This is a genomic window from Bradyrhizobium sp. B120, assembly GCF_049075665.1.
Taxonomy (GTDB): Bacteria; Pseudomonadota; Alphaproteobacteria; order Rhizobiales; family Xanthobacteraceae; genus Bradyrhizobium.
Window position 1 is genome coordinate 8,164,655 of record NZ_CP185242.1, and the last position, 25,244, is coordinate 8,189,898.

Below are 25,244 nucleotides of genomic sequence, written 5' to 3' on the forward strand. Positions count from 1 at the left end.
CGTTCAGGCAGTGGCGGCTTTGTGGAAGTTGAAGGGCAGCAGGTCGGCAATATCGGCGTCGCCGGCGCGCCGAGGCAATTCGGTGAGGACGTGGCGCAACCACGCTAACGGCTCGACACGTGAGGCGCGGCAGGTCAGCATCAGGCTGTAGACGACGGCACTGGCCTTGGCTCCGTCCACGGTATCGCTGAACAACCAACTCTTCCTGCCAGTTGCAAAAACCCTGATGTCGCGCTCCAGAAGATTGTTGTCGATCGGCATGCTGCCGTCCCCGGTGTAGCGCGTCAGATATTCCCATTGGTTTCGGGTGTAGGATACGGCGTCGCCGAGTTTGCTGTCAGGCAAGACCTTCGGGGCCATGTCATCGAGCCATACCTTGAGAGCATTGAGGATGGGGACACTATGTTGCTGGCGGAAGCGGCGAATGCAGTCGGCCTGTGTTTCACCCTTCTCCGGTATTCCGTCCCGCGCCTGCCTTTCAACCCGGTAGAGCTGGTCGAAGAACCGCAGCGCCTGCTCGGGCGGACCGCCGCCCTTCTTCCTCGCCCTGAGGGCATCGACAAAGCGCCGCCGGGAGTGGGCCATGCAGCCGATGTGGGTGGCCCGTTCCAGCGTGCGCCATGCGGTATAGCCGTCACTCATCACGATGCCGCGGTAATCGCCGAGGAAGGCCTGCGGGTGGATTTGGCCGCGGCCCGGCTGATAATCCAGAAGAACGATGGGCTCGTGACTGCCCTTGCCGCTGCGATAAGCCCACATATACGATGTGCTGGTGGCCTTTTTGTCCTTCTCCTTGAGGACCTGAACCGTCGTCTCGTCGCCATGGATGAGAGGCTGCGATCTGAGCCGCAGCTTCAGGGCGTCATAGATGCGGGAGAGATGTTTCTCGCTCGAGCCGATCACCCAGCGACCCAAAGCGCCGCGGCTGACCGGAACGCCGGCGCGTTCGAAGGCCTGCGCCAGGCGGTAGAGCGGCGTGCCATCGACATATTTATGAACAAGCGCGAACGCCAGCGTTGAGGCCGTGGCAACGCTGCCCGGCAGCGGCTGCGTCGGCATCGGCGCGGTCACGACAGGGGCGTTGATCCCGGTGCGATCGCAATGGCGGCACCCATATTTGAAGCGTACGTTCTGTAAAACCTTCGCCTTCACCTCGATATGAAGTTGCTCGGTGACAGCCTCGCCCATGCGATGCATCTGGCCACGGCAGCAAGGACACGCCTTCTGATCGTCGGGCAGGTCATACTCGACGCGCTCACGCGGCAGGTTCGCCGGCAGCGGCCTGCGGCCGCGCTTCTTTCCCGTTGTGTTTTCGACGGGTGGCAAGCCCGTGTCCGGAAGTTCGGCGATATTGTTCGTTTCACTGCCGGCGTCATCCTCATCGGCGGCCTGCTCGGCTTCATTGAAGAGACGATCGACGTGCTTTTCGCTGCGTGGCGCAAAACGATGCAGGCGTGCCAGCGCCAGTTCTTCCTCGAGTTTGACGACGCGGTCGGCGAGCTGAAGGTTCTCCGCCTGCAGCGCGGCAATGCGCGCCAACAGCACTTCAACACTCGGATCGCCGGTTCGATTCATCGGATTCTTGAATCTGAACCGTGCCGACGCGTCAACCGCTCAACTCGAGAGCTCAGCCGGCAACCTGATATTGCCGCACCGGATGGCGGACCATCGCGTCGATATCGATGCCGTCAAGGATCCAGTGCAATTGCTCGGTCGTAAGCCGGACGACCGCCTCCTGGCGGCGCGGCCATCGGAACTTGTCTTCGGTCAGCCGCTTCAGGACCAGCACAAAGCCGGACCGGTCGAAGAACAGCAACTTCATCCGGTCGCAACGGCGATTGCAGAACGCAAAAACCGCCGGAGTGAATGGATCGAGCGCCATCGTCTCCTGGACCAGGACCGCAAGGCTGTTGATGCCAGCCCGGAAGTCGATCGGCTCACGGTGCAGATAGACCTGCAGGTCACCGCCCAGTCTGAACATGGCCCAGTGCTCCGATGATCGCCGTCAATGCATCCACATCGCCGCATTCCAGCGCGAGCTTCACGCCGTTCGGCAGCGACACGCTCACTTTGGCCGGAGAACAAAAAGCTGGAGTCCCTTTGGGTTCCGAACCACGCACCTCATCGCAAGTCGCCGGCAAATCCACCGTCGCCACGCTGTCTTGCCGCGACTGGGCTCGATCGGCGGACCCCTCAAGCTGAACCGGGATGAACGCCGGGCGTGAGGACGGCGGCAGCGACCTGGTCGCGGTGTGCTTCTTGATCCACTTCCGAAGGAGGTTCGCGTTGACCCCATGTTCGAGTGCAAGCCTCGATACCGAAACCCCAGGCTCAAGGCAGGCCGTGACAAGACGCTCTTTCGATGCCGCCTCGTAGCGCCGGCGACCGTTCCGGCCAACAAGCCTGACCCGCAGTTTCTGATCATCCGCTGCCATCACAAGGTGTCCACCTATTTTGGTGGACACCTCATGCATCAGAGCATTCAAAAGCAAAAGGTGCCGAGAAATTCGCGCTTACGTTTGAAGAGCATCATCCTGTCGGAACGAAGGCCCGGCTAGCCCTTGCGCTGTTGCTCTTCACCGGCCAACGGCGCTCGGACATTGTTCGATTCGGAAAACAGCACGTGAAGCGCGGCAAGCTTTCCTTCACACAGCATAAGGGACGGAACCGCAAGCCAAAGCAGTTGGTGCTCCCGGTCCTGCCTGCCCTTCAGGCGATCTTAGATCAATCGCCGTGCGGTGACCTGACTTACCTCATCACAGAGTTCGGCAAGGCATTCAGCGATGCGGGGTTCGGAAACAAGTTTCGAGATTGGTGCGATCAGGCAGGGCTTTTCCACTGCACAGCACACGGCCTCCGGAAGGCGGGCGCGACAATTGCGGCAAACAACGGCGCAACGTCGCACCAACTGATGGCGATCTTTGGCTGGGACACGCTGAAGGAGGCGGAGCGCTATACGCGCCAAGCCGATCAACAGCGGCTCGCGGATGGCGCGATGCATCTAATTGAGCCCCGCGATACCAAAGCATGAACAAAACTGTGTCCCAGCGAGAGGGCTGGTGGGACTCTTTCGGAATTTAAATCTGTAATTTCAGATACTTAATTTTTGGATGGTGCGCCATTCAGAATAAAACTGCGAACTCGTATGTTATTGATATAACTTTATAATTCTCAACCGTCTAGGCCATGGGTGGAAGGCTTCCCAGGATCTCGGACTGCATCACGCGGCTGGTTTGCATGAATTCCTTCTCAATGAGGAGCCAAGCTGGCTGGCACGAATGATCAGAGGTGAGCTCGGTAGGAAGTCGGGGCGGTTGGGCCCTAGCTAAGCCCTTCCAAATTCTGTGAGTTTTAGCGCACTCGTATAAATTGCCCCTTCCCGGCCAAACCAACCAATGCGATATCGGGAAGGGTTTTGCCGGAAGCCCGATAGGGCCGCCAGCGCCCTGTGCCGCCTAGGCCCAGATATCGCAGCCCGACATCCCGGTGTCAGCGCCCTCGGCATGCAGCGTCTGCTCGACGCGTTTCGCAACTATAAAGGCGATGTCGAAAATCTTCTGCCGGCCGCCGTCGACAGCCAGGACAGCTACGATCGCTTTGTGACAATCATGCGCCGGATCAACCAGTATCTGTTTCCGGCGTTCATGCCTGATACGATCATTCCGCTTCACGCACTGATCGTTGTGCAATGGCTAAAGGGGTTTTCTCTGTCTCGAATGATCGAGCGGAACATCGACTACCATCGTAGGACCGGTCGGTCATTTAAGCTGCCTGTCCTGATACGAAGTACGATGGAGATGGTCGAACAAATCGCCCGGTTTCGGGCGCCGAAGTATTTATCGGCTTATGTCGACGTTCTCAATATGCACCTAGTTGCGATAGGACGAGAGGACCTGATCGATGGTGATGTCGATATAGGAACGCAGCTCGAGTTCGGCGTTTCTTCGCGGACCTTACTCTCGCTGGTCGAGCTGGGATTATCGCGCGTGAGCGCTGTCACACTGTACGAAAAGATCGCGCGAGATGACCTCAGTAAGGAAGATTGCATCGCTTGGGTGAGAGAACGCGACACGCAGTTTGAGGGCATGGACATTCCGGCCATCATCCTTCGCGAGATTCGCGCCAAACTGCTGCCTGGCGGTAGCGCAGGTGCCGCCACGTCGACGTCCTAATGGGGTTGGGAGACTCTGATGGTCAAAAAGCCGATTACAATTGGCCCTCATCACTTCAGCAAGAAGGGAGATGCCGCTGCGTTTTTGAAGGCGATGCTTCATAAATATGATGTTGGAGACAAAGTCAGCACGGGAGATGCCGAGGTACTGCTTGCCGCACTGGCGCTCCACCCTGATGCCACTGCGAAAATGGGGCCAGGCATCACTCATTTCAGCGTTAGGAGTGCGGATTTCGGCTCAAAATGCTTCTGGGTCAATCGTGTCGATGGAAGCAGCGAAAAGTTTTCATACAAAGCCTGTAGCCAACTCGGTTGGGCTGAACCCGTGATCAAGCAGGTACTCACCAACGCCCTGCCGGTCCAGCTCTCTGACTATGGCCTCTATGACATTCATCAATCGGGCGTGTTGGGCTAATTCATCATCCAAGGATCATCACCTCTCTTCCGGGACTATTCGTACTGGCCAGAATGGCCACGTCGCACTTGACGCCCGCCACCACCACCACCAGCAGACAGACTCGCGAAGCCGTCGAGATACCTCACGAGCACCTTCAGGATGGTCATTTGAAAGCCACGGCCAGCCTACCAGTACGCGGGGCCAAACTGCCCTCTTCCCGCCCAAGCTTGCCGAATTTTCCCGTGGGAGCGCAAGGCCTGCCCGAGCGAAAGTTGCGCACTTACCGAAGGTGGCCAAGACCAGTTCGGCAATTAACCCTTCAGGTCGAACTGAATGCGCAGCCTATCGGCAATGGCTTCGATCATGTCGCAACGATCCGCGTCCTGCTGCGGCCCGTCCCTCATGATCTCGACTTTCCAGGAGTCCTCGTGCGGCACAACCGAGATGGCCAGGTCCGTCGGCCATTCGCTGATGTCTTCCATCTCCATCCTGATGGCAGACTCAAGTTCTACGCGGGTTTTCGCTGGCTTCTTCAAGCTGATTCTTTCACCGCTCGAAAGGGACCTCCGCCTTTGGCTATCCGTGCGAGCCCATGCTTTTGAACAGTGAGTCTTTGGCGATCCGCTACAGGCACCGTACTCAAGCGGCGGGCGATGGTCCAACGAGTCAAAGACGTCGCCGCGATAATGTTCCGACCTTACCCTCGGTTTGATGTGCGCTTGCCTTCGCTCGGGGCCTGCGCCCGTCGGAACGGCGGCCTTCGCCCCCTGAAATCACGGATGGTCGGAACGATATCGGGCGCAAAACGTGATCTATTCGGACGGGTGCAACCGAATGGAGAAGTGGAATGCCCGCCTGGCCCATCAAACTCCCGTCTGACGGCGTCATAGCGGACGTCCGTCCGGGCGTAACAGTGACCGGTCTGTGCACCCTCGTGGGAATGGGGGTCGTTATCGTATTCATGTGAGCGGATCTGCTGGAAGGCCTGACGGGCTAATTCGGCGTCGGCTCCTGATCGTCCGTCGAGCCAGGCGCAACCTCGTTCGAGTCGCCAGTCTCCGGCTGGGCAACAACGGCCTCGTCAGCCGGAACCGCGTCTTCGGATGCGGTAGGGGCGGCGGCCGGCGATGGGCCCTCCGCCCCTTCTGCGGCGTCCAGTTCGCTTCGATAGTCCGACGCCATGTTCTCGAATCTTTCACGGTCGGCGTCGGTATTCATGGCCTTCGCGAAGCGCTGGGCGCGATCGATCTGCTCCAGCAGAAACTGCTTACTTCTAGGCATAACGTCATCTTGATTCGATGCTCTGTCCCACCGACCAATGCGCGGTGCGGGAATTTGTTGCAGGGGCGGAAATTTGAAGGCCTCCAACACGTCAGGACCCGCTCGCTGTTAGGTTTTTCGAGCCCGGCGATCGGCGGGCGCACGTCGCCCGTCGGCGATGGCCGTGGTGAGCTCGACGCCGAAGGGAAACATCCGCCACAGCCGTCCCATCAGTTTCCTATCCGCCCCCGGACCCGCACGCGGAGCGAACCTCCGTTCCTGGGCGCGGCCCCGCCTTGGGGGCTATGGGTGGCTTGGAGGCGAGGCCGCAGGCCGACAATTTTCGCGCGGCCCGCTGGAAACCTGCGTTCCGATCGCAATTGAAGCCAGCCGCCGACACCGAATAGACTGAGGCGTCGTCTCCGAAGTCCGACGCATGGAATCCCCCAACCATCGTCCGATGTGCCACGTGTGCAAGCACAGGATGGCATTGGCGTGGATCTCGGCGGGTGAGCGCGGGTTCGAGGAAAGTGCCTTCGAATGCTCCACCTGTGGCCGGACGGAAAAGATCTCGATTGAGGTCGATCCCATGATGAGCGATGCAGTTGGCTGGCTCACCGGCGAGCTCAAGCCGCCGCGCTGACGACATGCGTGCGGCCTGGAGTTGGCTAGTGGCGGCGCTGCTGCTCGCCCTCGCAGATAACCTTGCTGACGTCCCGCTCGTCGACGCCGTCGATCTGACTGCACTTGCAGGGCGCGCCGGCGCCGCAGACGCAGCCCAGATCCTTGTCTCATGGCTTGTCGGGGTGGTTTTGATGGCACAAGGTGCCTGACGGAGCCAGTACCACTTCTTCGGATCAATTAGCGGGATCGCTTCGGCGGTTTCGGGAGTCTGTAGGGGTTGAACGTCGAGAGTGGCGCGCTCCGCTCTGGAGCGGGCGGCTGTTCTTCGCTGAGAATGAGCGTTCCCTCGAGGAGCACTCCCGGGATCTGGTCTGCCGTTCCGATATAACGAGCGATCTTACCGACGCACGTTCCCTCAAGCTTTAGCGTCAGATCGTCGGCGTCGAAGACTGTTGCATGCCCTTCGGTATGCCTTTCGGTCGACACGATCGCGGTGAACCGATCTCCGTCGACCTCGCAAGTGCCGCTGTAGGTCATGATGCTGTCGCGCCCCCAGATTTTCCCTTCTGCGACGTGGGCGACGCCGGCGCCTTGGCCCAGCGGAGTCTTGAACCACGCCGCGTAAGTGCCGTCCTTCAACATGGGAGCAATCCCCTCCCTCGGTATTCACGAGCCTCCCGGATGATCGCCACAACCGGCATTAAGATTGGGTTAAGAGCGAGTGTACCGACAGCTACGTGAGCCAGCCATTTCACTGGTCATCGAGTTCTGTGAAAGCGAGCAACTTCATTGCGCTGCGTCGTCTGCTGGCCCTTTGCCGGGAAGCGGGATCGGCTCTGAGGACGAAACTCGAGCGTCTGCGAGCCTCTCCGCTAACTCAATGATTTGCCGTCGCCGCTTGCGATCGCGGATCTTTTCGAAAGCACGCAGCAGCCTGAGCGCCTCCAGCTCCGAGACGTTTGCTCTCCCGTTATCCATCCGTCCTCACAACCGAAGCTGTCGCGCGCCCAAGCATTCGGTCCCATCCTCGCGGGAAAGGCAAGACAGTCGCCGACAGACTGGCGTCCCGTAATACTACGGAGTGCAAGCCGCGGAAGTGATATTCCGGCAGTGTCGTGGAGAAGGCCGGCATGTGAATAGGCGCCCAACATTGCCCCCCGTAGTAGTGAAGTCGATCAGATACTTAGAATGCCGATCGGCGCTCGGACCCCACGCCGAATGACAGTCTGGATTACCGCGGACTAACTGCTGCGTAGAAGGCGGACGGAAGCGCGCAATCTTCTAGAAAGTAAGCTTTCGTGCCCTCGCGGCGTGGATATTTCACGTGACATCACACGCTCCTTCTTGGCGACGCGTCGTCATCAGACGGGGCCAGTACGGCGACCCTTCTGTCACGAGTGTCAGGCGCTCGTGGAGCGCAGGACAAATTTCCTCACCGCGTTGGCGAAACCTTCGTTTTCGTTACTGTCGGTTACTGCGCTTGCCTGCGCTTTCACCTCGTCGCTGGAGTTTCCCATGGCAATGGAAAACCCACTCTTGCGGAACATGAGGACGTCATTGGGCATGTCCCCAATGGTGGCGATCTGCGCGGGCGGAATGCTCAGGAGCTTTGACAGAGTCGTCACGACTGTGCCCTTGTTGGCTTGCAGGTGGGTCACGTCGAGATAGTACGGCTGCGAGCGCGCCGCGCTCGCCTTCTCACCCAGAGATTTCTGCACCACCGTTTCACAGGCGGCAACCAGGTCAAGATTGTCGGAGATGCCAACGATCTTTACCGCGTGCGCCAAGTGTGCGTCCGTGAAGGACGCCACGACCTTGGCATCGAATTTCACCGTCCACGTTTCGCGCGCTACATGCGGCGCCTCCTTGTCACGGATCAACCACTCATCTTCGGTATAGACCCAGGCGTCCAGCCCTTGGTCGAGAATCAGGGCCAGCGTCTGCTTGGCCGTCGCCGGGTCGAGCGTGTGGCTCTCGATCACGGAAAGGTCGGGATTGACAAACACGCCGCCGTTGAAGCCAGCGATAGCGCCCTGCAAAGCGAGGGGCTCGATCAGCATGCTCATGCCGCGTGGTGGCCGGCCGCTGGTGATGGCGAGCGCAATGCCGGCGTCGCGCAGCTCCCGGGCAACTTCTTTCGCCGCGTTGGTCAACACCTTCTGCTGGGTCACCAGCGTGCCGTCTACGTCCGCGAGCAGAAGTCGGATGTCCGAATGTCCACTCACGTCTTGGCTTCCGATAGTTGAGCCACCGACCTCCAGACCCGTCCTCCGTCGCGTGCGAGCAACTCGTCGGCCGCGTTCGGGCCATCGCTGCCGGAGTCATAGTCCGGAAAGTCAGCCTTCTCCGCGGCCCAGGCATCGAGCACGGGCTGCACGATACGCCACGCCTGCTCCACCATGTCGGCACGCATGAACAGCGTCGGGTCGCCGATCATGACGTCGTAAATTAATGTCTCGTATCCAACATTCGGCTCCTTCGGGAACCAGTCATCATAGTGAAAATCCATTTTCACGGCGGCGAGATCCACCACTGGCCCAGGGCGCCTGACCTCAAACTGCAACGAGATCCCCTCATCCGGCGCAATGCGCAGTACGAGCCAGTTGGGTCGTAGGGACTCTACGGACGTATCCCGGAACGCAGTGAAGGGCGCCTGCTTGAAGCGGATCGCGATCTCCGTCGTCCGCTGTGACATGTGCTTGCCCGTGCGGACATAAAAGGGCACGCCGGCCCAACGCCAATTATCGATTTTGAGTACCATGGCGACGTAAGTTTCGACGTTTGAATCCGCTGCCACGTTCGGTTCATTCCGATAAGCCTTCATGTGCTCACCCAGCACAGTGCCATCGCCATACTGACCGCGCACCGCCTGTGCCGGCTTGACCGCGGGCATCGCGGCGAACACTTCGGCCTTCTTGGTGCGGATCGAGGCGGCATCGAAGCCCGTCGGCGGCTCCATGGCCACCATGGAAAGCAGTGTGAATAGGTGATTTGGGACCATGTCGCGGAGTGCCCCGGTCGCCTCGTAGAATTTGCCGCGCCGCTCGACGCCTATCGTCTCCGCCACGGTGATCTGGACGTGGTCGATGCGATCGCGGTTCCAAATCGGCTCAAACAGCCCATTGGCGAACCGAAATGCCATGATGTTCTGAACCGTATTCTTGCCTAGAAAGTGGTCGATCCTGAAAATCTGGTCCTCGTGCAGCGTGCGCAGGATGCGCGCGTTCAACTCGCGCGCCGACTCCAGGCTATGACCGAACGGCTTTTCGATCACGACGCGGCGCCAGAAATGGCGCTTCCCGCCCCTATCCTCGTCCTGATCGGTCAGCTTCGCGTTGCCGAGTTGCTCCACCACGGTACCGAAGAACTGGTCGGCGACGGCGAGGTAGAAGATGGCGTTGCCCTGCGTGCCGTGAACTTTACCGGCTTCGTCCAACGTTGTGCGAATAGTCTCATAGAGGTCTGGCTTTGTCAGATCGCCCTGCACGTAGAATATCTTCTCTGCGAGTCGCCGCCACGCGTCACCGTCGATCTGGTCGACGTCAAATTCCGCGGCGGCGTTGCGGACGAAGCTTTTCAGCATGTCGTAAAGATGGTCGCGCCAGCTCTCCGCAGTCCCTTCTGCCAAGTCCACGCCGATCAACGCGAACTTCTCGGGCAGCACCTTTGTGCGCGAGAGGTTGTAGAGTGCCGGTATAACCAAGCGTTTGGTCAGGTCACCGCCAGCACCGAAGATCACCATGGCGCAGGGATCAGCCGGCCTCGGCTGGCGCCGGGGCGGTGACTCGATCACCCGGGCGGCTGGAGCGATCCGGTGTGGTTGGTTGTCATGCATCGCGCTACCCTGCCGCGTCCCGTGTCATCGAGCGCTCCTGCGATCCTCGCGACTTTGGTCCGAGGTCAAGGGGCTCGTTACCTCGATGTGGCCACCGAAGCGCACCGAGGAAACCTTTTCTCCGAAGGTGTGCGCCCGCGGCGCTCATGCCGTCTTCTCCCTGGCCAGCGCGAGTTGTTGCTTTGCGGCGGCGAGCACTTTCTCTCGCGTGAAGCCAAATCTCGTCATGAGATCCTTGATCGGGGCCGACGCACCGAAGGTGTGCATGCCGACCCGGGCGCCGCTCATGCCGACATATCGGTCCCAGCCTATCACCGAGCCTGCTTCAACCGACACGCGCGCGGTGACGTCGGGTGGCAGCACGCTGTCACGATAGGCCTGATCCTGCTGTTCGAACAATTCCCAAGACGGCATGCTGACGACACGCGCTGCTATCCCCTCCCGCCTAAGCGCATCAAACACCTCGGCGCATAGCGCAACCTCGCTGCCAGTGCCGATCAGGATCACGTCGGGTTTGCCACACTCCGCCCCAGCCATGACATAGGCGCCGCTCGCGACGCCAGCGGCGGAAGCGTACCGCGTGCGATCGAACGTTGGCAGCGGCTGGCGGCTCAGCACCAGACAGGCGGGCTGATGTTTCAACCCGACGATGACGCGCCAGGCCTCGACCACTTCATTGGCGTCGGCAGGCCGCAACGTAATGAGACCGGGAATACTTCGCAGCGCGACCAACTGCTCGACCGGTTGGTGTGTCGGGCCATCCTGCCCCAAGCCGATCGAATCATGGGTGAATATGTATATGACTGGGAGCTCCATCAGCGCGCTTAAGCGGATGGCGGGCTTCATGTAATCGGAAAAAGTGAGGAAGCTCGAGCCGAAAGCGCGGATCTTGGACAACGCAAGGCCGTTGAGGATCGCGCCCATCGCGTGCTCGCGAATGCCGAAATGCAGATTGCGGCCGCCGTACTTCTCAGCTTCGAAATCCCCAGCTGCCTCAAACGTGAGGCGCGTCTTGGTCGACGGTGCGAGGTCGGCCGCGCCACCGATAAGCCACTGATAACGTGACGCTATGGAGTTCAATACTTTGGCGGATGAATCGCGGCTCGCAAGGTCTTTGGAATCGGCGGCGAAGCTGGGCAGATCGGTGTCCCAGCCATCGGGAAGCTCGCGCTTCTGCACGTGCTCGAACTGGCCGGCGAGAACGGGGTATTTGGTGCGGTATTCCTCGATGAGCGCGAACCAGCTCGCCCGAAGCTGGCGGCCTCGCTGTCCAATGCCCGCATGAAAGTGTCCGCGCACGCCGTCCGGCACAAGGAACTTGGTATCCTCGGGCCAGCCGTAGCTGCGCTTGGCCAAACGGATCTCTTCAACTCCGAGCGGTTCGCCATGCGCTTCGCTGGTATCCTGCTTGTGCGGAGCGCCGTATCCGATATGGCTGTCGACGACGATGAGGGTTGGCACGTCGTGGGCGCGTCGGAAGGTTTCGATTGCCTGTGCTATCCGCTCGGTGTCATTGGCATCGCCAACTCGCTCCACGTTCCAGCCGTAGGCGAGAAAGCGCGCCGCGACGTCGTCACTAAAGGCGAGATCGGTGTGACCTTCGATCGTGATGCGGTTGCTGTCGTAGATCCAGCACAGGTTCCCGAGCATCAGATGACCCGCGAGGGAGGCGGCTTCGCTTGTGACGCCCTCCATCATGTCGCCGTCACCGCATATCGCATAAACGTCGTAGTCGAACACTGGAAAGCCGGGCCGGTTGAAGTGCTGCGCCAACCAGCGCTCGGCGATCGCCATGCCGACGCTCATCCCACAGCCCTGACCCAAAGGACCGGTGGTCGCCTCAACGCCGGTGGTCAGATGATATTCGGGGTGCCCCGGGCATTTGCTGTCGATCTCACGGAAGTGCTTGATGTCGTCAAGGGTAACTGCGAGTTCGCCGCGATGCACGTACTCGGCATTGACCTCCTTGACGCCAGCGAGATGCAGTATCGAATAAAGCAGCATCGAGGCGTGTCCGTTGGACAGTACGAATCGATCGCGATTCGGCCAGATCGGATGGTTGGGATCGAAGCGCAGAAATTGCTGCCAAAGGGTATAAACCACCGACGCCAGGCCCATCGGGGCGCCAGGATGACCGGATTCGGCCTGCTGCACGGCATCCATGGACAGCGTGCGAATCGTATTGATGCAAAGCTCGTCGATCGAGTGCGCGCTCGGCGCTGCCGTCGGTTTCTTGCTCAAGCTAATGTCCATACGGGTGTTCCGCGTTGTCGTGATTTGGCGCGTGACCTAGCCGCCGGACCGTCGTCTCGTCTGTGCTGTCGAGAGCGATAATTTGCCAGGTGCGATCTCGATCCGTTCTACTTTCCGTGACCTCCCATCTAGAAAGTCGCGCCAATGCCAGGAAAGCGACGGCCGGGTTGAAGGAGCAGATCTGCACCGCAAAAGCCAACCATGGCGGCCGAATGTAAGTTCCCTAAATTAGAACGAACTCGCTAGAAATTGGTTCAATGCGTGCTTCGCCGTGGAGCGCCGTCGCTCGGCCAAGGAAGAGTGCGGGCTCGCGGGCATCAGCCGACCGCTTTCTGTCATCGAGCGCGCCTGCCAAGGGCGACGTCAGCCGTCATGCTTCGGGAGCGCGGAAGCTTCGTGGAAGGCGATATGGTCGGTCTTGGCGCTCTAGATCTCAAATATTGCAGAATAGAATCGAACATAGAATTCTAGCGATCGAGTTTGCTTTCCTCTGCCGCGCAATCGAACGGAACGAGAAGCCCGGCTAAATTGCAACGAGGAAGCGTTCATCGGCATTGCACTTTGCGCATTCAAAGGTGCGCAGATCGAAACCGGGTTTGTCCGGCTCGATGCAGGCCAATCTCATCGGTCTTCCGCATCTGGAACAGTTCAGAATTCCGATCTCCGCAACGCTAAAAAGTGGAGTTGGTTGAGTGGATAGCATGATACTCTCCTCGGATCAGGCGAGAGCGCGAAACTCTCAGTCACCGATTGTTGCCAGTGGCAGCCAGTGATCGAACCAACATACTCCTCGGGTTCCACCCACGCTGGTCAATATTGCTCGTGTTCAAAAACTGGCACTCTTTCGGGCGCGACAATTAGGACGTCCTGCAGCGGCTCACATCGCTGGTTCGGTCTGAATTCGGCGATATGCCTTGCGGCGCAGGCATCCGAGCAAGTTTTGGTGGTGATGGAGCGGAAAACGCAGGACAGCGGGAATCTCGCAATGATATTGCAAGCTTCTGCGCCAAGGCCCTCGAAATCCTGCAATCTCAAGCTCGCCGATGAGATAGTCATACGATCGCGAGACTTGAGGTCTCAAGACCGTAACATTGGTCGTCGAAAGGCGTTCGCGGTCTCAGCTCGTGCAGTCAGATCGAAGAACGTGTGATCCTCCGAGCTTTATTCCTGGGTCTTGGGCAAGATGGGCAGATCGAGCAGGAAGTGCGCGCCTTTCGGACGGTTGGATACGAACGTCAGATGACCCTGCAGCTGTCGCACCATGCCCGCGATTACCTTGAGGCCCAGGCTGCCGCTGGGCTGATCGAGGTGAAATCCGTCGGGAAGGCCGATGCCTTCGTCGGAAACTTCGACGTGAAGGTGTCCCTCGATTTCGCGAGCCGAGACTTTGATCTCGCCGCTACCCTCTGGATACGCATATTTGATCGCGTTGGTAACGAGCTCGTTGATCAGAAGTCCCAAGGGAATCGCGTGGTCCGCCGAAACCAGCATCGGGTCCGCATGGCAATGCAGAGTATGTCCGTCGGTATTGCCGTTCAGCTTCTTGCAAAGCTCGCTCATGAAATCTGCGAGCTCGATGAAACCGATCCGCGAGCCACGCCACAGGTGATCATGAACCTGTGCGATGGCAGCGATGCGCAGTCCAGCGTCTTGCAGGCGTTCTTTACGTCTTCGGACTGGGCGCTCCGGGCCTGGACGCGGAGCAGCCCTACGACGGAAGTGAGGCTATTCTTCACGCGGTGGCTCATCTCTCGCGTCAGTAGCGCCTGGTGTTCCAACGCCTCCTGGAGCTTCGCGTCTGCCTGCTGACGTTCGATCGCGATGCCGAGCAGGCCAGCGAAGCCGGTAAGAAAGTCAGCGTCCCCCTGATCGAACTGGCCGGGATTGGCGCTGTCGACTTCCAGCACGCCAAAAAACGTCTTGCCCTCTCCGCCCTTTTCTATCAGCACGTTGATCGCGCGCCTGACACCGTGATCCGCAAGAAGCTGCGGCGTGCGGAAGCGCGTTTCCGCCTCCAGGTGGTTCGATATGACGCACTCGCCGGTCCGGTAGGCGTAGCCTGCCGGTGATCCGATGTCGGCGGCGAGCGAGACGGTGTCGATAACATCGGGCGCCCACCCGACCCCCGCGCGCACGATCAGACGCTTTTGGTCCGGTTCATATTCGAGGACCTGGGCGAAGCTCGCCTGCAATCCTTGAGCGGAGAGCTCCGTGGCGCGCTGCAGAATTTGCCGGAAATCGCGTGTTTGCATTGCAATGCGGCCGAACTCGCCAAGCAGAGATTGCTGCCGGAGCCGGTATGGGAGTTCGTCGCGAACGAGAGGAGCCATCGGGAATTGGATCGGTTTCCGGGCTGCTTCCACCTGCATAGCGAATCTCCGAACACGGGGTTGCGCCCGGCGAGGAATTCCGAATGTGTGTTCGGTTCAAATCTGACCGCTTTCGCCAGTAGAGTCTGAGCAAAACAGCTCACTTCCCCCTGAATGAGTTCCAGGCGCTCGCCCTGTTTCACCGGATTTGTTATGTGGTCTGGACCACCGACAGGACACACGCCGGTGTGCGATTACTCACCTCCTTCGTCGAGGAGGCTCGCCATGCCTGATTCGGAAAACGACAACAAACGTGAGCTCGAGTGCTTGCGTCTGGCCTCGGACCTCAAGCAACTCGCCGCCGATACCGCCAACCCGCGTTTGAAGGCACATTGCCTGCGGATGGCGAAGTTATGGTCTGGTGAAGCAGATGAGAAATCCCCCCGACACGCCGGCATCGAGGACGCCCGGACCCGGAGCGTTAGACTTCATTGATGGACGCGGCTTCCGGCGAGTTCCCAACTGTCGTGCTTGTCGTGGAGGACGAACCGCTGCTTCGGATGCTTCTGGAAGTGGTTGGGGAAGCGGGTTTCGTGGCGCTTGAACTGCGGACGCGGACGAAGCGCTCGCGCTTCTGGAAGCACGATCGCACATCTCTCTGCTGTTCACGGACATCAACCTGCCCGGGCGCATGCACCGGCTGAATCTGGCCTATGCGATGCGCGACCGCTGGCCCCCAATCAAGATCCTGTTTGTTTCGGGCCAAGTTCGGCTTCCGCCCTCTGAGTTTCCGTCGAACAGTTGCTTTGTCGGAAACCATATCAGGCGTCGGCACTACGCAAGCTGGTCGATTCAACGTAATCTGACCGTCACGGTTCCCGTGATAGCCGACGTCAGTGAGCTCCTTTGCTCAGACTTGCTGCCCAAAGAGTGCGAAAGATATCGTGCAGTCTTCGCACGCCGATAAGCGCGCCCGATTTCCCGGTTGACCGAGGAAGCTCGGAAGCGAAATGACACAACGCAATGTCTAAGATGCAGACGGACTACGACCTGCGGAGCAATCGACTGCTCGGCGCCTTGGAGCCCGCCAGCCGCAAGCGAATAGAACCTCATTTGGAGCCGATCGCGTTCAAGCTTGGCGATATGGTGTGCGACGCGGGCGGTTTGCTCAAGCACGCCTATTTTCCGCAGGGTTCCGTACTGTCGCTGCTGACCGTCCTTGAGAATGGCGCCGCGATCGAAACCGCCAACATTGGACGCGAAGGCGCGTTCGGCCTCTTCGCCGCCATGTACAGCCGGGTCTCCTTCAATCGGTGCATCGTGCAACTGGAGGGCTATACGGCCCGATGTCCCATCGAATTGCTGCAACATGAATTCAAGGACAGCGAGCACGTGCGCGACCTGTTCGTGAGCTACTCGGAAACCTTGCTTTCGCAGGTCCAGCAGACGGTCGCATGCAATGCAATGCACACCACGGAAGAGAAGATGTGCCGCTGGCTCTTGATGATGCACGATCGGGCCGAGGGCGAAGCGCTTCCCTACACCCACGAATTTCTCTCTCAGATCCTAGGCGCCAACCGGAAATCCGTGACGCTGGCCGCGCAGTCGATGCAGACCGCCGGCCTCATCAGCTATCGTAGGGGGACAATTCAAGTCCTTGACCGCGGGGCCTTAGAGAAAGCATCGTGCGAATGCTACGCCATCGTCAAGGAACGTTTCGACGCGTTCCTCACGCCGCCATCGACCGCGGCACCCGGCCATAACAAAGGCCGAAGCGATCAAACCAAACGGGACTGACGGGCAGCTGCCGTGCCGCTAATCTTCGAGACGGACGTCGGCGCCCTGTGCAAAGCTTCGCTCCGCGGTCATCAGCATAGACGATACAGTCGCGTTCGGGTGATTTCAGCGGCCGGGAATTGGCCAGTACAGGACGTCAAAACCAAATTATTGGACGGTTAGACCAAGATCGTCGGATGGATCATGCCCGTATCAACCGTTTCCGCTTTGAATGCCCCAACCGGTTTCGCAGGAGAGGCCCACACCAAATTCGAACAAAGAACGACCGGTTCAACGGCGCTTCTCGCCCTTGGCATCGTCTACGGCGATCTTGGAACAAGTCCCCTCTATACGCTCCAGACAATCGTCCGCATCATGGGAGATCAATTTACGCCGGAGGCAGCGATCGGCTCGTTGTCCTTGATATTCTGGTCACTGATCATCACCATATCGGCCAAATACTGCCTATTCGTTATGCGAGCCGACAATCACGGCGAAGGAGGCATTCTTGCGTTGATGACTCTGACCGGAGCACGTTGGTACGGCCGCGGACGTTGGCTGGTCATTGCGGGGCTATTTGGGGCGGCCCTCATTTACGGCGACGGCATTATCACCCCTGCCATTTCGGTCTTAAGTGCGGTGGAAGGCCTCAATGTCGCGACTGACATCTTCAAACCTTACACGATGCCAATCGCGGTTTTGATCCTGATCTGCCTTTTCGCTATCCAAAGTCGAGGGACTGGAACGGTCGGTAAGGCGTTCGGGCCGATCATGATGGCTTGGTTCGTGACAATGGGTGTGCTTGGTGTCCGCGGTATCGCGCACCACCCGCAGGTATTGGAAGCACTCAACCCGGTTCACGCCGCGCGGCTTTTAGCTACGCATGGATTCATTGGGTTCACGGTTCTCGGTGGGATCTTTCTGGCACTCACGGGCGGCGAAGCTTTGTACGCGGATATGGGCCATATCGGTCGAAACCCCATCCGCACTGCCTGGTATTGCGTCGTACTTCCGGCCCTTGTCCTAAACTACGCTGGCCAAGTGGCAAATTTCATCGTCACGCCCGATCTGGAAGCAAATCCGTTTTTCAAGCTGGCGCCCGACTGGGCGATCTATCCCTTGGTGGCGCTCGCCACCTTGGCGACCATCATCGCAAGTCAGGCCATCATCACCGGGTCTTTTTCGATGACCAGGCAAGCGATGCAGCTCGGATGGTTTCCAGGCGTTCGGATTAGCCAGACATCGGCCGAAGAGTACGGACAGATCTACGTCCCCTTCGTCAACTGGACCATGATGTTCTTTACGGTTGCCCTGACCGTCGGATTTGGCAGTTCGGATCGCCTGGCGGGCGCTTACGGGACAGCGGTCTCCACAACCATGGTCTTAACCACGGTGCTCCTCTCTCAGGTGATGCTCCATCGGTGGCGCTGGTCGATCTATCAGGTCGTTGCCACCACGGGGGTTCTGCTGGTTGTCGATTTGGCCTTCTTCTCGGCAAATCTGCTCAAGGTTTTCGAAGGCGGTTGGATTCCGCTAACGTTCGGTGCGCTGGTTTTCGTTATTATGACCACGTGGCATTTTGGTGTTGAGGCGGTGCATCGGCGAAATGCAGCGCGATCTCAAAAGCCAGCGGAGTTCTTCGCCGGCTTGCATCGCGACGGGATCGTGAGGGTTGCGGGCACCGCGGTGTTTCTAACCCGACTTGTCAAATCGATACCTCCGCTCATCGTAAACTATGTGAAGCAGGGGCGATCTCTCCAGAAGAATGTCATTGTCCTGACGGTGAGTTTTGAGAGTGTCCCGAGAGTTCGATCGAAGGATCGAATCCGCATGGAGCGAATTGACGATAGCCTTTGGCATGTAACCCTTCACTTTGGCTTTGTGGAGATTCCGGATATTCCGTCAGCGCTCAGCGGTGCAGAAAAATTAGGATTGCCGGTCGTGGACAAGGCTACATACTACATTGAGCGCAATGACCTCATTAGTCGCCGGCATCGAAATCCGGTGTCGCGTTGGCGCGTGACCTTGTTTTCCTTTATGTTTCGAAACTCCGCGCACGCCATCGACCGGTTCAAGATACCGGCCAACACGTTGATCGAAATTGGTCGACGGATAGAGCTTTGAAATATCCGGCCTGATCCCGCCAGGTTTTGTTCTTCGCCCCGCAGTTCGCCGAAACGACGATTTCGGCGTGAAGCGATCGCTCGAATTTCTGGCAAACACATCGCGGAATCCAAAAAGGCCGATAGTGTCCTGACGCTAGGCTACCCTGTCGGCGTAGTCGCTGCTCCGGATGTTGAAGCAGTGTGGCGACAGTCTTGAATGCGCCAAATTGTATTAAGATCAGGTCAAATCATACTTTGTTTAGGCGCGCAGTCCGAAGATTCCTGCAACAATGACTATGACGACCACGACTCCGATGAAACCCTCCTCGTTGCCATTTAGGTGAGCTTTGTGCTCCGCTTGATTGCGCCACCTACAGAGCAGAGCAATGCTCCATCTCCATCGCTGGAATTCATGATTGCGATGCCGCAGCCCGCGGAGGCGATTGCGGCTGACCGCATGATGCCACCGGGCCCGACGCGCTCCGAGGCGCTAAAAAAGGCAGGCGTACTTCGTTGTGACGCAGACAGCCCGGGGTTGGTCTCACCAAAAAGGATAGACCCCGGAAGTAAGATCGCCTCGGATGGAACTCCCTGGGGTGCGGGACATTCTTTCATTGCCACGAAGAGCGGCCACCTCAAGGAGATATCAACATGAAACGTTTGCTGCTGATCGGCTTCGCCGCCTGTACGTTCGCGGCGATGCCGACGCTTTCCGCATCGGCAATGCCGCGTGCAACACCGGATACGCTGGTTGCTGGCACCGATAGCGCCGTCATCCTCGCCAGGGGTGGTCATGGTGATGGAGGTGGCCATATGGGCCGCGGCGGTCGCGGACATCACTATGGCTGGTCGCGCGGGCGACATCGCGGTCGGCACTAATCCTGGATATCGCATATTCAAAGAGGCCGCCTCAGGTGACGGTCTCTTTGTTTTATATCACGAAGCGATATGGCAATCTGTCGATGCTTATTGCGGTCAGCCCCCGCCGGGGACGAGTGGGCATAGCGCAACATATCGCGTCTTGCTGGACAAACTCCCCAATGCTGTGACGCTACTCGAGCGTCGGCACTCGGTGGACACAGAAGGCATGATGCTCCCCCCGACATTAGTGAGCGAGTGGGCGGGAGCGCTACCGAACTCTCAGTCACCGAAGGCTGCCACGCACCGAGAGGTGATAAGGCACTTTGGGGCTTTGGACCCCTTGCAGTGCTTGGCACTGGTCAATATTGCTCAGCGTTGCGAATCTATTCCTCCGGTCACGTTTCTGACGCACAAACATCTTCGGGACGTGCCTGGATCGGCCAAAGCGGGTATGATTGTCATCGAAGGCGATGACAGGCTCTCATTCGGAGGGAAACCCATGGTTGCCGCCATACCGCCATCACAGCGCCCCTCCTTGCCGTCGATGCTGGATGTTGATCTGCCGGAGCCACAAGCCGCGGTGACGGAGGCTGCCGACGAGACGGAGATGCCGCTGCCGTCCGATCCGCAGACGTTCTTTCTCGGTGGTTTGTTCGGGTTGGCTATCTTGGCCGCGCTCTACGTGGCGAGCGCGATCATCCTTCCCGTCGTGCTCGCTTTCGTGTTGAATCTCCTTCTTCAACCCGCTGTTCGTCTCTTGGGGCGTTTGCATTTGCCCCGCGCTGTCGGAGCGCTCTTCTCCGTCCTCCTGGTCATTGGAGCGCTTGTAGGTCTCGTGGCGGCCTTATCAGTACCGGCCGCGACTTGGGCTGAGCGGCTGCCTGAGGGCATTCCGCGCCTGGAGGCACACCTCGAGGTTATAAAAGGGCCGATCCAGGCATTGCAAAAAGTTATTCAACAGGCCGAGCAAGCTGCAGACGCTCCCCCTGGCAGGGGTTCGATCGTGTCGGTTCGCCGTGATCTTGGCATAACCGGTGTACTTTTCGCAGGGACGCGCTCCGTGCTCGACGGCCTGTTTACGACTGTCCTGGTGCTCTATTTTCTGTTGGTCGCGGGCGACATATTCCTTCGACGGATCGTTGAAATCCTGCCGACGTTCAGCAACAAACGACAAGCCGTCGATATCTCTCAGCAGATCCAAGAGGACATATCGGGCTATCTCCTGACAATCACGGCCATGAATGCCGCGGTGGGTGTCACGACGGCGGCCGCGATGTATCTTTGCGGTTTGGGAGATCCTTTGCTGTGGGGTACCACTGCCTTCCTGCTCAATTACATTCCGATTTTGGGGCCGCTCTTCGGGGTCTGCATCTTCGTGCTGGTCGGAATGCTGAGCTTCGAAAGCTTATGGTGGGCTCTGCTGCCGCCGGTCCTCTACTTCGGCATTCACCTCGTTGAGGGTGAAACAGTGACGCCGATGCTGCTGGCGCGACGCTTCACGCTGAACCCGGTGTTGATCATCCTGTCGCTGGTGTTCTGGTTCTGGATGTGGGGCGCGCTCGGCGCGATCTTGGCCGTTCCGATGCTGGCTATCCTGAAGATCATCTGTGACAGGCTGCGCCCGCTAAAGGCCCTAGGGCACTTCCTCGAAGGGGAGTAGCGGCATTGCCTCTCGCTGGTACGTCCCATAGCAACTGAGATGCTTGTAACGGCTCGTCTCGCGTCATACGGACCTCCGCTCACCGAAAAGAATGAAGGCCGGTTACCGCGTATAAGCATCTTGTAATTCATAAGGCTATATTTGACGTTTGAGCCATGAATTCCTCCGAGACTGAGCTCAAGAAATCGCCGCATAAACGTCGGAATATTTTGTTGCGGCTGCTCGGACCTGGGCTGGTCACGGGGGCCGCCGACGACGATCCGTCCGGCATCGCGACTTATTCCCAAGCCGGAGCGCAATTCGGGTATGGCTTGCTGTGGACGGTTTTTCTGACGACACCGTTCATGATCGCAATCCAGCTAGTCAGCGCTCAAATCGGCCGCGTGACGGGAAAAGGCATCATCGCCAACGTAAAGGACTTCGCCCCGCGCTGGCTGGTCATAGCTCTCGTATCCATGCTGGTGATGGCCAATACGTTCAACATCGCGGCCGATCTCGCCGCGATGGGCGAAGCGCTCTCGCTCGTGATTGGCGGCCTCAATCACGAGCACGCCTTGATTTTCGCGGCGACCTCGGTGCTGCTGCAGGTGTTTGTGCGATACCGGCGTTATGCACCCGCCCTGAAGTTTCTCACCTTGGTGTTATTCTTATACGTCGCCACCGCATTCACCGTCCACATTCCGTGGGGCAAAGCGCTCGCGCGCGCAGTGTGGCCGGCTGCTGAGGTTAACCGCGATTATCTGCTCATGGTCGTGGCGGTGCTCGGGACAACCATCAGTCTCTACCTCTTCTTCTGGCAGGCATCCCAGGAGGTCGAGGAGATGAAGCAAAATCGGCCACGGGCCCGTTAAAGGAACGGCGTCCTTTAAAGGAGCTATTGCGTGGCGGCGAATCCGAAATAGAGCGCATCGCGTTGGACACCAGCGTGGGCATGGCGTTTTCGAACATCATCGCTTTCTTTATTATTTTGACCACAGCAGCCGTGCTCAATGCCGGCGGCGTGACCGACATCCACAGCGCGGCCGAGGCGGCTGAAGCCCTGCGGCCACTTGCCGGTGATTTGACCTTCGTTTTGTTTGCGCTCGGGATTGTCGGCATGGGACTGGTTGCGGTCCCGGTGCTCGCCGGCTCGGCTGCGTATTGCGTTTCCGAGGCGTTCGGCTGGCCCGCTACCCTGGAGGCGAAAGCGCCGGATGCCGTAGGGTTTTACAGCATCGTTGCAGCCGCCACGGTGGTGGGGCTCACGCTCGGCTATACGCCAATCGATCCCATCCGAATGCTGATCTGGAGCGCCGTGCTTAATGGCATTGTCGCTGTTCCGATCATGGCGATCATGATGGTGGTCGTTACGCGCCTTTCGGTGATGGGTCGTTTCAGCGCTCGGCCGACGCTCACGTTTTTCGGGTGGGCTGGCACGGCGCTAATGGCCATTACCGTTGTGGCACTGTTCTGGGCCTCGATTGGCTGACCGCACCATCATCGCGAGTCAGCCAAATCTGTTGTGTAGCGGGGAGCAACCATGAAACGTGGACCGGCAATGGGCAAGGTCAGTCCATTATTCGTGCGATCTCGACATCGCTTGCCCGAGCCTGACCTGGCCCGGCTGGTCGGGTCCCCTGCAACCAACCGAACCGCCGTATTGGTGCGCCGCGACATGCAATGGAACTTTCAGGTTCCAATCGCGTTGACGGCGCATGAATCGGCAGCCGATCGAGGACGTTGTCGCTGAAAGCGGCAAGACGATCGACGCCCCACCACCAGAGATTCTCGAAACGGATCCAGGGCTGTCTCCGGAAGAAGCCGAGCAGATTCGCCGTGATTACTTGCTGAAGCGGTTCTGGATCAGCGCTAAGGGTTTTTGGGGAGTGGTTGGCGGCAGGCTGGCCTGGGTTCTCACCGGCGGATTGCTGGTGCTGATTTTCCTGCAGCTCTCGTTCCAGTTCGGCATCAACCTCTGGAACAGAGCGATCTTCGATGCCATCGAGAAGAGGGATGCAGCCGTCGTGCTGCGTCTTACGGCGGTGTTCTTGCCGCTGGCAATCGGCAGCGTTCTGCTCGGCATAATTCAGGTCTACACCCGCATGGGCATCCAGAGGCGATGGCGGGCGTGGCTGACCGGTTCGGTTATTTCCCGCTGGCTGAAGAACGGTCGCTACTACCAGCTCAACCTGGTCAGCGGCGATCATCAGAATCCGGAGTACCGCATTGCCGAGGACTTGCGCGTGGCGACCGACGCGCCGATTGATTTCGCCACTGGCGTCACGTCCGCATTTCTGTCGGCAACGACATTCATCATCGTACTCTGGACGATCGGCGGTGCGCTGACGCTGACAATTGCAGGCGCCACTGTGACGATTCCAGGCTTTCTCGTCGTCGCGGCAGTGCTGTATGCGGCGATCGCGAGCGGCTCGATGGTCGTCATCGGGCGAAATTTCGTGGCCATTTCGGAAAAAAAGAATCAGGCTGAAGCCGAGTACCGTTACGCCTTGATGCGTGTTCGCGAGAACGGTGAGAGCATTGCGCTTCTGGGCGGTGAAGAAGAGGAGCGCTCCGGCATCGACAGTTCGTTCGGCGGAGTTCTGCAGCAATGGGCGCTGCTGTGCGGCCAGCACATGCGCACCACCATCGTCTCGCAGGGATCGAGCCTGATTGCCCCCGTCATTCCAATATTGCTGTGCGCGCCTAAGTTTCTCGAAGGCAGCATGACACTAGGCCAGGTGATGCAGGCGGCATCGGCGTTCACCATCGTGCAAGGCGCATTCGGCTGGCTGGTGGACAATTATCCCCGCCTGGCAGAATGGAATGCAGGAGCCCGCCGCGTTGCATCGCTGATGATGTCCCTCGATGGGCTTGAGCGTGCCGAAACTGGCGACAGCCTCAATCGGATCAAGCGCGGCGAAACCGAGGGCAATACAATGCTTCGTTTGAATGACTTGTCAGTCACACTTGATGATGGCACCGCTGTCGTTGGCGAGACAGAGATTCTGATCGAACCGGGTGAGCGGGTTCTGGTGTCAGGCGAGTCCGGGACTGGCAAGAGCACGTTGGTGCGCGCCATTGCAGGGCTTTGGCCATGGGGCGGCGGCAGCGTTGATTTCCATGCGGATCGCCGTTTGTTCATGTTGCCGCAAAAGCCCTATGTGCCATCGGGCACGTTGCGTCGCGCTGCCGCTTATCCTGCGGCCGCCGAGGATTGGAGCATCGAGCAGATCGGGGAAGCGCTCGACAAGGTGGGACTGGGTCACCTGAAGGAGCGCATCGAAGAGGAGGCTCCCTGGGACCAGACGTTGTCGGGCGGCGAAAAACAGCGGCTCGCCTTTGCGCGGCTCTTTCTTCATCGCCCGGATATCATCGTGCTTGATGAGGCGACGTCTGCGCTCGATGATCGCAGTCAGGACAAGCTGATGGAGCTGCTTAACGAGGAACTAAAGAACGCCACCGTTGTCAGCGTTGCCCATCGCGCCGAACTGGAGGCGTTCCACAGCCGCAAGATCACACTTGAGCGCCGCAAGGGCGGCGCGAGGTTTGTCAGTGACATTGATCTGATCCCGCGCGATGGCCGCAGGCGGCTAATGGGACGCTGGTTGCGCAAGCGCAAGGCGCCTTCGCTCCCGCCCCGGCAGGTGGCTTGAGGCCCGCATCCCAAATTGTTCCGGAAGAGGACATCCGACCGAGCAGACGCCGAAACACCGCGCGTTCGTTCGGAGACCCAGAGCTGGCGGATTACTGTCTGTCGACAGCAATCGGTCTGAGATCGTGGCCCACCTCGCTGTCGTGATCCCCATTCAAATACTGCGGTCTTGTCGCGATCGCGATGATCACGGTCGCGGACGCGCAGTCGCGATCCCTGTCACGACCTCCGCCGCTCGCCAATCGTACGCCAACAGGCTCAGCACCAGCCCCGGCCTCTTCTGCTCCGGCGGGCATTGCGTTGCAAATCCAGTCTGCGGCGGGATTGCGGCGGCATACTCAATCACCGCGTGCTCCTATCAC

20 protein-coding genes and 2 pseudogenes are annotated in these 25,244 nt (G+C 59.2%); 12 read left to right on the forward strand and 10 right to left on the reverse strand.

Features of this window, described 5'->3' with window-relative positions; genetic code table 11:
- Nucleotides 1–3: 3 nt before the first annotated feature.
- From tnpC to tnpA, 3 genes are read right to left on the reverse strand one after another with little or no spacing between them, the layout of a single operon-like run.
- The gene (tnpC, locus tag ACOIX3_RS37880; protein ID WP_420965445.1) at nt 4–1,575 is read right to left on the reverse strand and encodes an IS66 family transposase; all 1,572 of its coding nucleotides are present in this window, start codon (nt 1,573–1,575) and stop codon (nt 4–6) included.
- A gap of 52 nt (nt 1,576–1,627) precedes the next feature.
- Nucleotides 1,628–1,981 (reverse strand): IS66 family insertion sequence element accessory protein TnpB, encoded by a 354-nt coding sequence (gene tnpB, locus ACOIX3_RS37885; RefSeq protein WP_229179435.1) that lies wholly within the window; start codon nt 1,979–1,981, stop codon nt 1,628–1,630.
- Nucleotides 1,962–2,435: an IS66-like element accessory protein TnpA gene (gene tnpA / locus ACOIX3_RS37890; RefSeq protein ID WP_253576817.1), complete on the reverse strand. Its 474-nt coding sequence runs from the start codon at nt 2,433–2,435 to the stop codon at nt 1,962–1,964. The genes tnpB and tnpA overlap by 20 nt, the downstream gene beginning before the upstream one ends.
- Before the next feature lie 134 nt (nt 2,436–2,569).
- Between tnpA and ACOIX3_RS37895 the strand changes: the two genes are divergently transcribed.
- The 3 genes from ACOIX3_RS37895 to ACOIX3_RS37905 all read left to right on the forward strand — a co-directional run bounded on the left by ACOIX3_RS37895 (nt 2,570) and on the right by ACOIX3_RS37905 (nt 4,586).
- Nucleotides 2,570–3,031, forward strand: a complete 462-nt coding sequence (locus ACOIX3_RS37895) for a tyrosine-type recombinase/integrase (protein ID WP_420967085.1) — start codon at nt 2,570–2,572, stop codon at nt 3,029–3,031.
- Nucleotides 3,032–3,503: 472 nt separating this feature from the next.
- Complete coding sequence (locus ACOIX3_RS37900) at nt 3,504–4,172, forward strand: hypothetical protein (protein ID WP_420967086.1); 669 nt, start codon at nt 3,504–3,506, stop codon at nt 4,170–4,172.
- A gap of 18 nt (nt 4,173–4,190) precedes the next feature.
- Nucleotides 4,191–4,586 carry a DCL family protein gene (locus ACOIX3_RS37905; RefSeq protein WP_420967087.1) on the forward strand — a complete coding sequence of 132 codons (396 nt, stop codon included), beginning with the start codon at nt 4,191–4,193 and terminating at the stop codon, nt 4,584–4,586.
- A gap of 293 nt (nt 4,587–4,879) precedes the next feature.
- Here ACOIX3_RS37905 and ACOIX3_RS37910 read toward each other — a convergent pair whose 3' ends face one another.
- Together ACOIX3_RS37910 and ACOIX3_RS37915 are read right to left on the reverse strand one after the other, a co-directional pair.
- A complete protein-coding gene (locus tag ACOIX3_RS37910; protein WP_420967088.1) occupies nt 4,880–5,050 on the reverse strand; it encodes a hypothetical protein in 171 nt (56 codons plus the stop codon).
- Nucleotides 5,051–5,561: 511 nt separating this feature from the next.
- Nucleotides 5,562–5,849: a hypothetical protein gene (locus tag ACOIX3_RS37915; protein ID WP_420967089.1), complete on the reverse strand. Its 288-nt coding sequence runs from the start codon at nt 5,847–5,849 to the stop codon at nt 5,562–5,564.
- Between the two features lie 415 nt (nt 5,850–6,264).
- Between ACOIX3_RS37915 and ACOIX3_RS37920 the strand changes: the two genes are divergently transcribed.
- Both ACOIX3_RS37920 and ACOIX3_RS37925 read left to right on the forward strand, forming a co-directional pair.
- Nucleotides 6,265–6,471: a response regulator gene (locus tag ACOIX3_RS37920; protein ID WP_420967091.1), complete on the forward strand. Its 207-nt coding sequence runs from the start codon at nt 6,265–6,267 to the stop codon at nt 6,469–6,471.
- A 28-nt stretch (nt 6,472–6,499) separates the two neighbouring features.
- Nucleotides 6,500–6,661 (forward strand): hypothetical protein, encoded by a 162-nt coding sequence (locus ACOIX3_RS37925; protein ID WP_420967092.1) that lies wholly within the window; start codon nt 6,500–6,502, stop codon nt 6,659–6,661.
- Nucleotides 6,662–6,689: 28 nt separating this feature from the next.
- Here ACOIX3_RS37925 and ACOIX3_RS37930 read toward each other — a convergent pair whose 3' ends face one another.
- The 5 genes and pseudogenes from ACOIX3_RS37930 to ACOIX3_RS37950 form a co-directional block, all read right to left on the reverse strand.
- Nucleotides 6,690–7,094: a hypothetical protein gene (locus ACOIX3_RS37930; RefSeq protein ID WP_420967093.1), complete on the reverse strand. Its 405-nt coding sequence runs from the start codon at nt 7,092–7,094 to the stop codon at nt 6,690–6,692.
- 758 nt (nt 7,095–7,852) lie between these two features.
- On the reverse strand, nt 7,853–8,677 hold the full coding sequence (locus ACOIX3_RS37935; protein WP_420967095.1) for a Cof-type HAD-IIB family hydrolase: 825 nt from the start codon (nt 8,675–8,677) through the stop codon (nt 7,853–7,855).
- The gene (zwf, locus tag ACOIX3_RS37940) at nt 8,674–10,194 is read right to left on the reverse strand and encodes a glucose-6-phosphate dehydrogenase (RefSeq protein ID WP_420971892.1); all 1,521 of its coding nucleotides are present in this window, start codon (nt 10,192–10,194) and stop codon (nt 8,674–8,676) included. The genes ACOIX3_RS37935 and zwf overlap by 4 nt, the downstream gene beginning before the upstream one ends.
- Nucleotides 10,195–10,431: 237 nt before the next feature.
- Nucleotides 10,432–12,528: a transketolase gene (gene tkt, locus ACOIX3_RS37945; RefSeq protein ID WP_420967096.1), complete on the reverse strand. Its 2,097-nt coding sequence runs from the start codon at nt 12,526–12,528 to the stop codon at nt 10,432–10,434.
- Nucleotides 12,529–13,701: 1,173 nt separating this feature from the next.
- Nucleotides 13,702–14,909 (reverse strand): annotated as a pseudogene (locus ACOIX3_RS37950) (sensor histidine kinase).
- A 225-nt stretch (nt 14,910–15,134) separates the two neighbouring features.
- On the opposite strand from ACOIX3_RS37950, the gene ACOIX3_RS37955 reads away from it, so the two are divergent.
- From ACOIX3_RS37955 to ACOIX3_RS37985, 7 genes and pseudogenes are all read left to right on the forward strand, one after another.
- Complete coding sequence (locus ACOIX3_RS37955) at nt 15,135–15,344, forward strand: hypothetical protein (protein ID WP_420967097.1); 210 nt, start codon at nt 15,135–15,137, stop codon at nt 15,342–15,344.
- Between the two features lie 528 nt (nt 15,345–15,872).
- Nucleotides 15,873–16,646, forward strand: a complete 774-nt coding sequence (locus ACOIX3_RS37960) for a Crp/Fnr family transcriptional regulator (RefSeq protein ID WP_420967099.1) — start codon at nt 15,873–15,875, stop codon at nt 16,644–16,646.
- 183 nt (nt 16,647–16,829) lie between these two features.
- Nucleotides 16,830–18,749, forward strand: coding sequence for a potassium transporter Kup (locus tag ACOIX3_RS37965; RefSeq protein WP_420967100.1), 1,920 nt, complete (start codon nt 16,830–16,832; stop codon nt 18,747–18,749).
- Between the two features lie 632 nt (nt 18,750–19,381).
- Nucleotides 19,382–19,609, forward strand: coding sequence for a hypothetical protein (locus ACOIX3_RS37970; protein WP_420967101.1), 228 nt, complete (start codon nt 19,382–19,384; stop codon nt 19,607–19,609).
- A gap of 481 nt (nt 19,610–20,090) precedes the next feature.
- On the forward strand, nt 20,091–21,251 hold the full coding sequence (locus ACOIX3_RS37975; RefSeq protein WP_420971893.1) for an AI-2E family transporter: 1,161 nt from the start codon (nt 20,091–20,093) through the stop codon (nt 21,249–21,251).
- 155 nt (nt 21,252–21,406) lie between these two features.
- A pseudogene (locus tag ACOIX3_RS37980) lies at nt 21,407–22,719 on the forward strand (NRAMP family divalent metal transporter).
- Between the two features lie 226 nt (nt 22,720–22,945).
- Complete coding sequence (locus tag ACOIX3_RS37985) at nt 22,946–24,883, forward strand: ABC transporter ATP-binding protein/permease (protein WP_420967102.1); 1,938 nt, start codon at nt 22,946–22,948, stop codon at nt 24,881–24,883.
- The last annotated feature ends 361 nt before the right edge of the window (nt 24,884–25,244 follow it).

Excerpts from the sequence above, each read along its gene's own strand:
- tnpC (WP_420965445.1), bottom strand. The coding sequence starts at position 1,575 with ATGAATCGAACCGGCGATCCGAGTGTTGAAGTGCTGTTGGCGCGCATT.
- ACOIX3_RS37920 (WP_420967091.1), top strand. The coding sequence starts at position 6,265 with ATGGAATCCCCCAACCATCGTCCGATGTGCCACGTGTGCAAGCACAGG.
- ACOIX3_RS37915 (WP_420967089.1), bottom strand. The coding sequence starts at position 5,849 with ATGCCTAGAAGTAAGCAGTTTCTGCTGGAGCAGATCGATCGCGCCCAG.
- ACOIX3_RS37985 (WP_420967102.1), top strand. The coding sequence starts at position 22,946 with ATGAATCGGCAGCCGATCGAGGACGTTGTCGCTGAAAGCGGCAAGACG.
- ACOIX3_RS37930 (WP_420967093.1), bottom strand. The coding sequence starts at position 7,094 with ATGTTGAAGGACGGCACTTACGCGGCGTGGTTCAAGACTCCGCTGGGC.
- ACOIX3_RS37960 (WP_420967099.1), top strand. The coding sequence starts at position 15,873 with ATGTCTAAGATGCAGACGGACTACGACCTGCGGAGCAATCGACTGCTC.
- ACOIX3_RS37965 (WP_420967100.1), top strand. The coding sequence starts at position 16,830 with ATGCCCGTATCAACCGTTTCCGCTTTGAATGCCCCAACCGGTTTCGCA.
- tnpB (WP_229179435.1), bottom strand. The coding sequence starts at position 1,981 with ATGTTCAGACTGGGCGGTGACCTGCAGGTCTATCTGCACCGTGAGCCG.
- tnpA (WP_253576817.1), bottom strand. The coding sequence starts at position 2,435 with ATGGCAGCGGATGATCAGAAACTGCGGGTCAGGCTTGTTGGCCGGAAC.
- ACOIX3_RS37910 (WP_420967088.1), bottom strand. The coding sequence starts at position 5,050 with ATGGAAGACATCAGCGAATGGCCGACGGACCTGGCCATCTCGGTTGTG.
- ACOIX3_RS37955 (WP_420967097.1), top strand. The coding sequence starts at position 15,135 with ATGCCTGATTCGGAAAACGACAACAAACGTGAGCTCGAGTGCTTGCGT.
- ACOIX3_RS37905 (WP_420967087.1), top strand. The coding sequence starts at position 4,191 with ATGGTCAAAAAGCCGATTACAATTGGCCCTCATCACTTCAGCAAGAAG.
- ACOIX3_RS37900 (WP_420967086.1), top strand. The coding sequence starts at position 3,504 with ATGCAGCGTCTGCTCGACGCGTTTCGCAACTATAAAGGCGATGTCGAA.
- zwf (WP_420971892.1), bottom strand. The coding sequence starts at position 10,194 with ATGGTGATCTTCGGTGCTGGCGGTGACCTGACCAAACGCTTGGTTATA.
- ACOIX3_RS37975 (WP_420971893.1), top strand. The coding sequence starts at position 20,091 with ATGGTTGCCGCCATACCGCCATCACAGCGCCCCTCCTTGCCGTCGATG.
- ACOIX3_RS37970 (WP_420967101.1), top strand. The coding sequence starts at position 19,382 with ATGAAACGTTTGCTGCTGATCGGCTTCGCCGCCTGTACGTTCGCGGCG.